We start from the raw sequence: 11,954 nt of genomic DNA, 5'->3' as shown, positions 1-11,954 counted from the left end.
GTGCCACGCGGCACGTCGCGTGTGCCGAAGCGCGGCCCGTCCCGCGCCGTCGGGTAGGCCGCGTACGTGGGTTGTCGGCGCGCAGGACCGCTGCGCGGAGCCACGGGCGCCCCAGGGGCGCGTCGAAGACGAAGGCCACCCGGTTACATGCTTCGACCATCGCATCGCCGCCCTCATCGCCCTCGACGGTGTCTACGACCTGGGCGACATGGCCATCGACCTCCTGTCCCTCGACCGCGCCGAGGCCGAACGGCGGCTGCGCGCCGACCGGGATCCCGAGCTCGACGCCGCCGTGGATGCGGCCGTGGCCGCCGGTCCCAAGATCCGCTGGGTCGTCGACCAGGGGATGTACGTCATGGGCGCCGACACCCCGCGCGGGCTCTTCGCCACCTTCCTCGACTATCACCTGCGCGACGGCATCGCCCAGAAGGTCACCTGCCCCACCCTGGTCTGCTCGGCCGCGGACGACGTGTTCTTCGAGGGGCAGCCCGAACTGCTCCACGAGCACCTGACCTGCCCGAAGACGCTGCTGGAGTTCACCGACGTACTGGGCGCGGACGCGCACTGCCAGGCCGGCGCCCAGCGCCTTGCCTTCGCCCGCGTGTACGACTGGCTGGACGACGTCCTGACCGAAAGCGCCTGAGAATCGATGGGGCCAGGACTCCGTCCACCAACGCCGCCCGGCCGCCGCCGTCAGTAGGGCACCGTGTCGCAGTAGGTCTCCGCCCAGGCGGAAGCGCCGTGCTTGTTCGCCGCGCGTACCGTTACGCAGATCTCGTCACCGGAGTACGGGCCCTTGATCGTGTAGCTGGTGTTGCCGGTGGAGTAGATGGTGTCGACGTTCTTCTCGGTGAAGTTGCTGCCCTTGTTGGTGTAATGGACGTCGTACTTGGTTGCCCGGGAGACCGCCGGCCAGCTCATTTTGATCGGCATGTCGCACGCGCCGACACAGGAGTTGGTGTACACCGCCTTGTAGCTCTTCATGGCAGGCGGCCGTGAGCCGGTGGACGAGCCGCCGGAGCCCGACGAATCTCCGCCGTCCGAGCCCGAGGAGCCCTCCGACCCCTTGGAGCCGGATCCGTCACTGACGTCGGTGCCGTCACTGTCGGAGCCGCTGTCGCCGACGGCTGAACTGCCTTCACTCTCCTTTGAGTTGGGCTCACCAGCCCCGTTCTTGTCGTCCTGCCCCTTCTTGTCGTCCTCGCCCTTATCGTCGTCCCCGCCCTTCCCCTTCCCTCCCTTGGAAGGTGAACTGCCGGGCAAGTGCGGCGATGTGCTGCCACCAGGAGTGGCACTTGCGCTGTTGCCCGGCGGCCGGGCGTGTGTACCGTCCCCGTCGCCACTTCCAAAGGGTTGGATCAGGGCGACCGTGCCGCCGCCGACGGTGATGACGGCGACGATGGGCAGCACGATGAGCTTGCGGCGCCGGCGAGGCCGCTGTTCGTGCTCCGGCCCCCGCAGTGTGGCGCTGTTGTCTTCCGGGACGTCTCCGGGAGGCCCGTCCTTCGGACGCAGCCCGATGGTGGCCAGGTCCACGGGCTCCTCCCGCAGCGGTTCCGCCTCGGCGTCGAGCAGGCGTGCCGACTGCTGAGCGAGGTGCGCCACGACGCCGGCAGGCAGCCAGACGCCGGGCGCGGCGCGGGGGAGTGTCCGCTCCGGATCCTCCAACAGCCCGTCGACGTCCGGCCGTTGGTCGACTCCCTTCGTCAGGCACCGGGTGATGAGCGCCCGCAGCGAGGCGTCCTCGACCCGCGTCAGATCGGGCTCGCCCTCCACGATCTGGAACATCACCGCGTGCTGATTGCTTGCCCCCTGCCCGAACGGCAGCTGCCCGGTCGCCGCGTACGTCAGCACGCACCCGAGGGTGAACACGTCACTCTTGGCCCCCGCCCGCTGCCCGCGCACCTGCTCCGGCGACATGAACCCGGGCGAGCCGATGGCCATCCCCGTACTGGTCAACAAGGACTCGACGGACGTCTCGAGCGCCCGAGCGATCCCGAAGTCGATGACCTTGGTGCCGTCCACGGTGAGCATCACATTGGACGGCTTCAGGTCGCGGTGCACGATCCCGGCGCCGTGAATGTCCTTCAGCGCCTTCAGCAGTCCGTCGGCGAGTGCGTGCAGGGACGCGGTCGGCAACGGGCCGTGCCGCCGCACGACTTGCTCGAGCGAGAGCCCGGGAACGTACCCCGTGGCGACCCACGGCGGTTCGTCGCCCGGACCCGCGTCGAGCACCGGCGCGGTGTACTGCTCCCCGACCTTCCGCGCCGCCTCGATCTCCCGCCGGAACCGTTCCCTGAAGTGCTCGTCGGACACGTGCTCTTCGTGCACCACCTTCACGGCCACGGTCCGCCCGCTGTCCGACCGCGCGAGGAACACCCGCCCCATGCCACCAGCGCCGAGCCGCCCGAGCAGCAGATACGGCCCGATGCGTGAGGGGTCGCCGACCGCGAGCGGCTTGATACCCCCGTCGGCCCTGTCGTCCCGCTCGTCGCGTACGTCCCCGTTCGTACCGCTCATGATGCTGTGGCTCCCCGACTCTTCCTGCCTGGTCAACGGCGTAACTCCGATGAGAATAGGCGTTGTTGATGTAACTGGTGCAAGTGAGGGACGCGTTGCCGGAGGGGACGGTTCTCAGCGGCATCAGCGAAGTGCGTCCAGCCGGTTCTGGGCACAGCGACGCACGCGTTCCTCTGCAGGCCTCGTCTCGGAGGCTTCGTGAGCCGGCGGTTTCAGCGGCTACTTCCAGCCACTGAGCTTCGCCAGGACGGTCCGTTTGATCGATCATTTTCACGCTCTTGACGCCCGCTTCACGTCCGGGCAACATCCATCTCACTCATCAAGCGATAAGAGTTATCAGACAATGAGAACCCTTGGTGAGTGGCAAGGAGGCCACACATGCGTGTCGCAGTGCTCGGACTGGGCGAAGCCGGAAGTCTGTATGCGAGCGGATTCCAGGGGAGCGGCTGGCGGGTGGCCGGATATGATCCCGGGGACGTTCCCACGCCGGAGGGCGTGGAACGCGCGGACAGCGTCCGTGCCGCGGTCCAGGGATGTGACCTGGTGCTGGGTCTGACGGGCGGGAAGGTCGCCTCGGCAGTCGCCCGCGAGGCGGCCCCGCAGCTGGCAGCCGGCACCGTCTTCGCCGACATGAATGCGGCGGCGCCCCAACTGAAGCGGGAGATCGCCCAAGTGGTTGAGGAGTCGCCGGGGGTCGTCTTCGCGGATGTGTCGGTGATCGGTTCGGTGCCGACCTACCGGCACCGCACCCCGCTGGTCACGAGCGGGGCGGGCGCCGCGCAGGTGGCTGCCCACTTCGGCACGCTGGGAGCGCCGGTGGAGGACCTGGGCGCGGAGCCCGGTGCGGCTTCGGCGCGCAAGCTGCTGCGCAGCGTTTTCATGAAGGGTTTGGGCGCGATCATCACGCAGACCGTGGAGGCCGGCCGCGCGGCCGGCGACGAGAAGTGGGTGCGGGAGCAGATCGCGGCCGAACTCGCGAGCGGCGAGAGCACCCTGGACCGCTTGTACCAGGGGACGGCGCGGCACGGGGAGCGGCGGGCCTTCGAGGTGGCGGCTGCCGCAGAGCTGATGGCGGACCTGCGTCTGGACGCGGAGCTGACCCGGGCGATCAGTCATGTGCACACCCTGGCCGCCAGCCCGGCCGGGCTGAGCAGCGCGCCGCTGGTGAGCGACGAGCTGCTGGCCGCACACGCGGACATCGCCACGGCGAACATCGGTGACGCCGTCGACAGGCTGTCCCTCGCCGACTCCGCGATCCGGCCGCTGTGGGCGGGCGCGCGGGTGATCGGGCGGGCATTGACGGTGTGGACGCGGGCCGGTGACAACAAGGCCATCCACGAGGCCATCAAGATCGCGCAGCCGGGCGACCTCATCGTGGTCAACGGCCAGGGCGACACCTCGCGGGCGCTGATCGGCGAGCTGATCGCCGAGCGGGCCAAGGCGAAGGGCGTGGTCGGCATGGTCCTTGACGGCGCCGCGCGGGATGTGGACGTGCTGGCTGAGATCGGCTTCCCTGTGTGGGCGCGGGCCCTGTCCCCGGCCGGGCCGTACAAGTTCGGTCCTGGGCATGTGAACGTGCCGGTGGCCGTGGGCGGCCTGGTGTGCCGCCCTGGCGACGTGGTCGTGGGCGACAGTGACGGCGTCGCTGTCGTCCCCGCCGAAGAGGCCGCGAAGGTGCTGGCCCAGGCACGGGCGGTGGAGGCCGACGAAGCCGGACGCCGCGCCGCCATCCGCGCGGGCGCCGTCCCCTCCGGAGGTGCCTCGTGACCGCGATCTGGGCTCTGGTCTGCTACATCGCGGCCATCATCGTCTGGAACTCCGCGCTGAAGCGGAACATCGGCGAGGCGATGCTCGTCGGGTTCGTCGTCACCGGCGCCTTCGCCGGCGGCGACATCGGCTCGGTGATGTGGCACAGCCTGGCCGAAGCGATGCAGGAGGAGGTGACGTTCGCGGCGCTCGCCTTCGTCTTCATGAGCTATCTGCTGGCAAGCACGCCAGTCCTCGACCACCTCCTTGACATCCTCAACTCGCTGCTCGGACGGCTGCGCGGCGGCCCGATCTACACCTCGACCGTCGCGGCAGGTGTGTTCGGCGCGATCGCGCACGTCGGCGCCGCCGTGACGGCCGCCGTCGGCTCGGTGACGATCCCGTGGATGAAACGCTCCCAGGTCAGCGGGCATCTCGCCGCCACCGTGGCGGCGGGCGGAGCAGGGATGGGGATCACCTTCCCGTTCTCCTCCACCATGTTCATCCTCATGGGCTCGGCGGGCGTCGCGTCGGTGGTCTCCACGGACGAGGTCGTCGTGCCGCTGTTCATCGGCGGGTTGTGGTGTCTGCTCGTACGGCTCATCGCCGCGTTCGTGATGATCCGCAGGCACGGTATCCAGGCGGCCGACAGCAGCGAGGTCCAGCCGCTGCGCCGCAGTCTGGGCGTGGGCTGGACCAGCCTGATGCTGTTCGGCGGGATCGTGATCCCGCTGCTGCTCACCCGCGGCCCGCTGGCCGGGGCCCTCGGTTCCTGGCTCGACGGCGTCAAGATGTCGGACGCGATCAGCCTGATCACCTGGATACCGGTGCTGATGGTGGCGATCGTGCTGGTCCTGGGCCGTCGTCACCTGCCGAAGTCCGGCAAGGGCTGGTGGGATCTCCTCGGCGGGGCCGCGCCGAAATTCGGCGTCCTCGGCGTCACCATCGTCGGCGCCTTCTCCGCGGCCAACGCGCTGGGCGAACTCGGGCTGCCCGCGCAGCTCACCGAGCTGCTCGGGAACGTGGACGCGCCGCTGTGGGTCCTTGCCCTGGTCGTCGGCGTTCTCGTGGTCGCGGTCGCGATCCCGCTGACCGGCAGCGCGACGATGGCCGCCATCGGCCCGGTCGCCGTCTCGGCACTGATCGGTGCCGGGGTCGAACCGGCCACCGCCTGCGTCGCCGCGCTCATCTTCGCCTCGACCGAGGGCGCATCGCCACCGTCCGGGGCGCCGATCTACGTGGCCAGCGGCATCGCGGGCGTCGACCCGGCACGGACCTTCGTACCGCTGCTCGGCTACTACTGCATCCCGATCCTGCTCATCGGTGTCGCTGTGGCGACCGGTGTCCTGCCCGTCTGACCCGAGGAGAGACGTGCCATGCCCACCCGACTGTTTCCCTTCCTTTTCCGGCTCAGCGTGATCGCCTTCCTCATCGGGGGAGTGGTGATCGTCCTCGGCCAGGCGGCGGGGATCGCGCTGGGTGACGCTGCCTGGGTGACCGCGGTCGAGGAGCACGCAGGACCGCCCACCTGTATCGCGGCCAGCGTCAGCGGCCTGATCGCCTTCCTGCTCTCCTACGTGAAGAAGCCGCAGCAGGCCGAGTCATCCGCGGAGCCCCAGTCGGCCGGGGCGGCCGGAAAGTAGGCGGCATCCCTGAGGCCGCCTACTCACCATCTGATAACTCTTGTCGGGCAACGGCACACCCGGTGTCGCTGCCCGAGCCCGCAGGAGTTCCGTCCATGGCCACCACCCCCGCCAGCCCGATGCGTTCGGTCGACAGGGCCTTCGACGTGCTGGGCGTCCTTGAGGACGCCCGCCACCCGCTGCGCCTGAGCGACGTCGCCCGCCGCGCAGGACTGCATGTGGCCACTGCCCAGCGCATCCTCAACGTCCTGGTCGAGCGCGGTTATGCGGCCAAGGAGGACACCGGCTATCTCGCCGGTCCCGCCGCCGTCGCCACCGCGCACGCCTTCCTCGTCAACAACCGGCTCAGCCCCGTCGCCATGCCTGTCCTGCAGGAACTCGCCGCCACCACCAGCCTCACCCCGACCCTTTTCGTCCGGGTCGGTGCCGCCCGCGTCCCTGTCGCCCGGGTCGAGGGCCGAAACCCACTGCGCTACCAGCTGCCCATCGGCGACAAGCTTCCCCTGCACCTCGGCGCCGGAAAAGCGCTGCTCGCCTGGCTCTCCGAGGACGAACAGGCCGGTCTTGTCGCCGCCGCCACCCCGTTCACCCTCGCCTCCGGCAAGCAGATCACCGCCGAAGACCTCACCACCGAACTCCGTAAGGTACGCGCCGACGGCTACGCCCTCTCGTACAGCGAGCGCGTCCTGGACGTCACCTCCGTCAGCGCCCCGATCCTGCAGGGCGACACCCTGCTCGGCGCTGTGAGCATCGTCGGCTCAAGCACCGACCTGCCCGAAGGCGAGTACCCGCGCGTCATCACCGAAGTCCGCCGCGCCGCGGAGGCCATCGCCGCCCGCTGCCCCTGACCGAAAGCCCCGCCCATGCCGCTGCCCACCTACCAGGAACTCCTGAAGCGCACCGACGCTCCGGCCGGCTCCAGCTGGCACCTCTTCACCGGCCAACCGGAGCGCGGCATGGCCGAGTTCGCCGGACCGGAGCAGGTCCGGCGGGCCGCCGCATGCGTACGCGAGGGCCGCGCGATCAGCCTCGACTACGCGCTCGACGCCTTCGACCCGCCCATGGCCAAGGCCCGGGGACTGCCCGAGCACCGCATCACGGCCAAGCACTCCGAGGCCCGCGACGACGTCCTGGACAACTTCCACCTTCAGGCCACCACCCAGGTCGACGGCCTGCGCCACCGGCGCGCCTCCGGCCACGGCTTCTACAACGGCGTCCCCGACGAGGAGATCGTCCCGCGCGGTCCGCGCCTCGGCGTCCAGCTGTGGGCCCAGACCCCTCTGGTCGGGCGTGGCCTCCTCGTCGACATCGACGGCCACCTGCGTGGCCAGGGCACCCCGCTCGACCACGCCACCGGCCCCGCCCTCACCCCGGACCACATCGAGGCCGCTCTCGCCGCCCAGAACTGCCGCGTCGAACACGGCGACCTCGTCCTCGTCCACACCGGCTGGGCCCACTGGTTTCTGACCGCGGACGCCGCCACCCGGGCCGAGGCCCGCGAGGCCCGCCGAGCCACCGGCTTCGCCCAGTCCCGCGCCTTCCCCGCCTGGTGCTGGGACCACCACATCGCCCTCATGGCTACCGACACCTTCGCCGTCGAGGTGCTGCCCACCCTCCCCACCAGCGACTTCCTCACATCGGCACCAGAGGACGACGGCATGATGCACCAGGAACTGATCGCCAAACTCGGCCTGCCCCTGGGCGAGTTGTGGGACCTCGCCGAGCTGGCGGCCGACTGCCGGGACACCGGGCGCTGGGACAGCCTCGTCACCGTCAAGCCGCTGCACCTGACGGGCGGGGTCGGCTCCCCGGCGAACGCGACGGCGTTGCGCTGACGGCGTTCACGCCAAGGCGGCAGGATCCGCCGACCCGCCGGGCAGTGTCGACCAACGGCGGAGGAGGGCGGCGGGCTCAGCTTCGTGTCGGGGGAGCCCTTCTCCGAGAAGACCGAACCTGCGTTCAAGGCAAGCGTGATGGGGTTCATCGACTCGGTCGACACGATGATTCTCGGCGCGAACATCTACGCCCAGTCCAAGGACTACTGGCCGAACGCCGAGGAGCAGGGGGAGTACGGCGAGAAGCTCAACCACCTCACCAAGTTCGTCGTCTCGTCGAAGCGGCAAGGGAACGCGTGTTTTCGAGGACGGGCAAGACCTGAAGCTGGTCGAGGCCACCTCGTTCGAGAACGGCCTGGCGCTTCTGCGCTACGAGATCAAAAAAATAATCAGCACGCTACGGAGCGGCATGGCGCTACGGGACCCGAGTGCCGCGCGGTGTTCAGGGGTAGAGCGAGGTGGACCAGCGAACCGGAGAGAGCCATCAGGCTTGTGGTGCGCAAGGAGAAGGGGCGACGACGCCATGAACAGATCCGTCTCGAAGGGCTCGGTCCGTATGGGCCTCGCGCTGGGCACAGCCCTGGTGTCGACCGTGCTCTGCGCCGCGGCGAGTGCGGCTGTGCCTGCGAACGCGAGCGGCGTCACGGGAACCGCCTCCGTCGCGCGCGCGGATGCCGAACGCGCCTGCCCCATCGTGTACTTCGACCTGGGCGAGACCCTCGTGCACACCGCTGAAGAAGGAAGCACCGGCTACCAGCCCGGCGCGGCCTCCTATCTGCGGGCCCTGCGCGAACGCCACATCAGAGTCGGCCTGATCACCAATGTTCCGTCCTCCTGGGGCGCGACCGACGCCGAGCGTGCCGCCAGGCTGAAGAAGGAGGTCGACGCCACGTGGCAGGGGCCCGCGCCCTTCGCCTGGCAGGACTTCGGCGACCGGATCCTCACTCCGCGCACCGAGGCTGAACGCAAACCGGCTCCCACCCTCTGGCAGCGTGCGAAGGCCGACTCGGGCCGCTGCCGAGTCGTCTACCAGGCGGAGACGGCCGAGGAGGTCACCGTGGCCTCCTCGTTGGGCTTCGTGCCGTACCAGGTCGGCCGGCCCCACCTGCCCGCGTTCCTCCCGGTCCAACTGGTCGAACTTCTCGGTCATCGGCCCCGCTGATCGACGTCCGCGTGCGCCGGGGTGTCAAGTGCATCCGAGGGGGACGTTTCCTGACTTTTCTTCACCAGCCCGCTGCGCAACAGGAGTTGGAAGGCCCCGAGCAGTACCGCCGCCGCGAGCGCGCTGTGCCACAGCAGGGCGTCCAGGTGCCCGGCGGAGAGATAGGCGCCCGCGGCGACCGCGGCCAGTGCGCACACCCCGCGGTCCACGATGCTCTCGACCGAAAGGAGCGTGGCGCGCGGGGCGTGCGGGGGCACCGCGTCGTTCACCAGCTTGCGCTGGATGGGGTACGCGAAGCCGGTCGCGGCGGCGAACAGGCAGAGCAGCGCGACGACGGTCCACGGCCCGCCGAGCGTCATGGCCGCCAACGTGCCAGCGAGCGCGAGGCTGAGAATCGAGACCCAGGCGACCGGTGGCAGACGACGGCTCAGCCACTGGGGGCGGGCCGATGCCACCGCCTCCGCCACCGTCATCGCGGCAAGGACCCCGCCGTGCGAGGCCTCTGCGATGCCGTGGTCGAGCAGGATCGGCTGGAAGAGGTTGACCTGGCAGATCCGGGACAGCGTGAAGACAGCCACGCCCTGCACCATCACCAGGGCCAGCCACCGCGAGGAGGCGACAAGGCGCAGTGCGGAGCCCGCGTCCCGCAGGAAAGCACCGCCCCTGCGTCCTCCGTCCGACCGCTCGGCCGCCTTGCCCGGACTGCCGCCAGGCCCCGCGAGCCGTGGCAGCGCGACGGCGCAGGCGAGGGAGCCCGCCGCGCTGGCGGCGCTGAGCACATATGGAGCCGAGTGGGCGACTGCCATCAGGGGCCCGACCAGCGGCCAGCACACGACCTTCGCCGCAAGGCCCAGGGCCCGTGCGGTGCCCTCCGCCTTCAGGTATTGCTCGTCGCACTTCTCGGCCCGTAGACCGTCGTACAGATAGGCGCTCGCCGCTCCCGAGGTGAGGGAACGGCCCGCGGCGATGGCCAGGAAGTGGATGAGGAAGCCGGTGTAGGAGGCGCTGAGCACCGGAGCCAGGTTCGCCGCCGTCATGACCACCGCCCCGGCCCGCAGGCAGTTGCGGGTGCCGATCCGGTCGGCGATCAGGCCGGTCGGGATCTCGAACAGGCAGAAGGCCACGTAGTAGATGCTCTGGATGCCGAAGATCTGCCCGTCCGAGAGCCCGGCCGCCTTCTGGTAGGCGTAGAACACCGGCATCCACCACAGCAGGTTGAACAGCAGCTGGAAGCCGTAGTTGAGGTGGATGATGCGGCGGGCGGTGGCTGTCAGACCGGTGTCCGTCCCCGGTCGGCCGGAGCGCGGCCTCACAGCGCGTACGGGCGGATCTGGACAAGGCGGAAGTCGCCCCGCTCGGTCATCAGCCACTCGATGTCCAGCGGCTTGTCCACGTCGGACGCGCTGACGTCGGACCCGCTGACGTCGGTCCCGCTGAAGTGGGACTGCAGGAGTCGCCCGGTCAGGGACAGGTCGGCGAGTCGGGCGCGGGTGGCGGCGGGAAGTCCGTCGCTCCAGGAACCCAGAGCGACGGTACGGCCGCCGCCCTCCACGGTGTTGTACAAGTACTGCTGCGGCAGGACCGAACCGTCGACCACCTGCTCCGGGGAGCCGGGGGAGCAGTTGAGGTAGACGTTGCGGAAGTCTTTGCGGCGGGTCGGGTTGCAGGTCACCAGGACGCCGCCGAGGGAGGCGGGCACGTACTCCTGGATGATCACGCCCATGTAGGTGTCGTCCAGGGAGATGCCGACCTGGTGGCGAAGGCGCACGCTGCGGGGCGAGACCAGTGATGCCCACACTTGGCGTACGGCGTCCAGGAGTTGGCCGGTGCCGTGGACGGTGGTGACGGAGTCGTAGACACCGGCGGCGGAGAACCCCGGCAGGTCCTCGGCGTTGGACGAGGAGCGCACCACCAGGCGTCCGCGCGAGTCCGCGGCGGCAGGGAAGGCCTGGTCGATCTGCCGGGTGACCGACCCGGGGACGGGCGTGTTCCTGATCAGGTGCTGGAGTTGCAGGCAGAGCGAGTCCAAGACGTCGGTGGCGTCGAGTTCGAGTGCCATCTTGAGCTTGCCGATGCCCTGCTGGAGGGCGGGCGATGAGGCGAGGAAGCGCTGCTGGAGCGCGAAGGGGAGTGCGACGCCCTCCGGGGCGCCGACCGCACCGGCCACGAATTCGGCTGCTCTGGTGCGGAGTTCACCGGCGGAGGGTGCGCTCAGGCCGAGGCGGGCCGCGAGGTGCCCGTAGAGATTGTCGCGCGGCGGGCGTGGCCGCCCGTAGAAGGCGGTCAGGTCGGCCGTACGGCTGTCGAGTACGTGGTGCAGCTCGCCGAGGTTGGCCGCCTTGGTGCCGTACCGGTCGCGGTCGGCGCTGCGCAGCCGGTGCAGGGCCAGTACGGGGGCGTCTTCGAGCAGGGGTGGTTCGAGGCGGATGCGCTGCTGGTGCCAGGCCGGAGCCTGCAGGGCCGGCTCGTGGTCAAGGCGTTCGAGGGATATCTCATCCTCGCGCACCCGGTAGCGGACCCACGCGCCGTCCAGGCCGTCCTTCGCGACGAGCTGTTCCAGGTCGCGCACGATCGCGTTGGGTATGCCCCAGCCGGAGGCGAGGACATTGGTGTGCGAAAGCGGGGTGATCGGCGCCGTGTTGAGGAATCCGGCCACCCGGGGCACGTCGTCCGGCAGGCACGGCATGGCCACGATGTCCGCCCAGCCGAGCCCGGCCTCGGCTGCCGCGTACTCCTCGTGCGTCGGGAAGAACCGCAGCCGACCGGTGGCCTCGCCGGGGTTCAGCGGCGTCCGGGCCCTGGAGCCGAAGAGCTCGTGGCTCAGGATGCGCGGCACGCGCAGTTCGCTGATGGCCGCAAGGGCCTCCTCCTGCCCGTGGTTGGCGGGCTTGAGGAGCAGCGGGAGCCTGCCGTCGACCCGTGCGCGTACGAACTCGTAGAAGAAGTCCAGGAGTTCGCCGTGCATCGTGTCGGCCTCGGTCGTCTCCAGGACGAGAAACGTGCGTTCGCGGCCATCGGCTTCCTGCTCGGTGTGCAGGGACAGCACAC

Annotated in this window: 10 protein-coding genes; 7 read left to right on the top strand and 3 right to left on the bottom strand. The window is 70.0% G+C overall.

The genetic code is table 11. The annotated features are described in order from the left end of the window. Positions 1-19 precede the first annotated feature (19 nt). The gene (locus tag ACFQ7F_RS16890; RefSeq protein ID WP_383271043.1) at positions 20-643 is read left to right on the top strand and encodes a hypothetical protein; all 624 of its coding nucleotides are present in this window, start codon (positions 20-22) and stop codon (positions 641-643) included. 50 nt (positions 644-693) lie between these two features. On the opposite strand, the gene ACFQ7F_RS16885 is transcribed toward ACFQ7F_RS16890, so the two are convergent. After that, on the bottom strand, positions 694-2,520 hold the full coding sequence (locus ACFQ7F_RS16885; protein WP_383271041.1) for a protein kinase: 1,827 nt from the start codon (positions 2,518-2,520) through the stop codon (positions 694-696). Between the two features lie 378 nt (positions 2,521-2,898). Between ACFQ7F_RS16885 and ACFQ7F_RS16880 the strand changes: the two genes are divergently transcribed. From ACFQ7F_RS16880 to ACFQ7F_RS16855, 6 genes are all read left to right on the top strand, one after another. Further along, a complete protein-coding gene (locus tag ACFQ7F_RS16880) occupies positions 2,899-4,287 on the top strand; it encodes an NAD(P)-binding domain-containing protein (RefSeq protein ID WP_383271040.1) in 1,389 nt (462 codons plus the stop codon). Then, on the top strand, positions 4,284-5,624 hold the full coding sequence (locus tag ACFQ7F_RS16875; RefSeq protein ID WP_383271039.1) for a TRAP transporter large permease subunit: 1,341 nt from the start codon (positions 4,284-4,286) through the stop codon (positions 5,622-5,624). The genes ACFQ7F_RS16880 and ACFQ7F_RS16875 overlap by 4 nt, the downstream gene beginning before the upstream one ends. Positions 5,625-5,642: 18 nt before the next feature. After that, a complete protein-coding gene (locus ACFQ7F_RS16870) occupies positions 5,643-5,909 on the top strand; it encodes a hypothetical protein (protein WP_383271037.1) in 267 nt (88 codons plus the stop codon). 95 nt (positions 5,910-6,004) lie between these two features. Continuing rightward, positions 6,005-6,757: an IclR family transcriptional regulator gene (locus ACFQ7F_RS16865; RefSeq protein WP_383271035.1), complete on the top strand. Its 753-nt coding sequence runs from the start codon at positions 6,005-6,007 to the stop codon at positions 6,755-6,757. A 15-nt stretch (positions 6,758-6,772) separates the two neighbouring features. Next, complete coding sequence (locus ACFQ7F_RS16860) at positions 6,773-7,744, top strand: cyclase family protein (protein ID WP_383271033.1); 972 nt, start codon at positions 6,773-6,775, stop codon at positions 7,742-7,744. Positions 7,745-8,267: 523 nt separating this feature from the next. Beyond that, positions 8,268-8,906, top strand: a complete 639-nt coding sequence (locus ACFQ7F_RS16855; protein WP_383271031.1) for a hypothetical protein — start codon at positions 8,268-8,270, stop codon at positions 8,904-8,906. Here the strand turns inward: ACFQ7F_RS16855 and ACFQ7F_RS16850 are convergent. Beyond that, positions 8,891-10,219 (bottom strand): MFS transporter, encoded by a 1,329-nt coding sequence (locus ACFQ7F_RS16850; RefSeq protein WP_383271029.1) that lies wholly within the window; start codon positions 10,217-10,219, stop codon positions 8,891-8,893. The two genes, ACFQ7F_RS16855 and ACFQ7F_RS16850, sit on opposite strands and share 16 nt — an antisense overlap. After that, positions 10,216-11,954: PEP/pyruvate-binding domain-containing protein (locus tag ACFQ7F_RS16845; protein WP_383271027.1), on the bottom strand; the 1,739-nt coding region annotated here is incomplete at its 5' end. The genes ACFQ7F_RS16845 and ACFQ7F_RS16850, both read right to left, overlap by 4 nt.

Source organism: Streptomyces sp. NPDC056486 (assembly GCF_042795295.1).
Classification (GTDB): domain Bacteria; phylum Actinomycetota; class Actinomycetes; order Streptomycetales; family Streptomycetaceae; genus Streptomyces.
Note: the sequence above shows the minus strand (reverse complement) of the source record. Positions and strands in the feature narration are given on the sequence as shown.

Bases quoted from the DNA above. Each gene is read 5' to 3' on its own strand.
- ACFQ7F_RS16855 (WP_383271031.1), top strand. From the start codon at position 8,268: ATGAACAGATCCGTCTCGAAGGGCTCGGTCCGTATGGGCCTCGCGCTG.
- ACFQ7F_RS16880 (WP_383271040.1), top strand. From the start codon at position 2,899: ATGCGTGTCGCAGTGCTCGGACTGGGCGAAGCCGGAAGTCTGTATGCG.
- ACFQ7F_RS16870 (WP_383271037.1), top strand. From the start codon at position 5,643: ATGCCCACCCGACTGTTTCCCTTCCTTTTCCGGCTCAGCGTGATCGCC.
- ACFQ7F_RS16865 (WP_383271035.1), top strand. From the start codon at position 6,005: ATGGCCACCACCCCCGCCAGCCCGATGCGTTCGGTCGACAGGGCCTTC.
- ACFQ7F_RS16885 (WP_383271041.1), bottom strand. From the start codon at position 2,520: ATGAGCGGTACGAACGGGGACGTACGCGACGAGCGGGACGACAGGGCC.
- ACFQ7F_RS16860 (WP_383271033.1), top strand. From the start codon at position 6,773: ATGCCGCTGCCCACCTACCAGGAACTCCTGAAGCGCACCGACGCTCCG.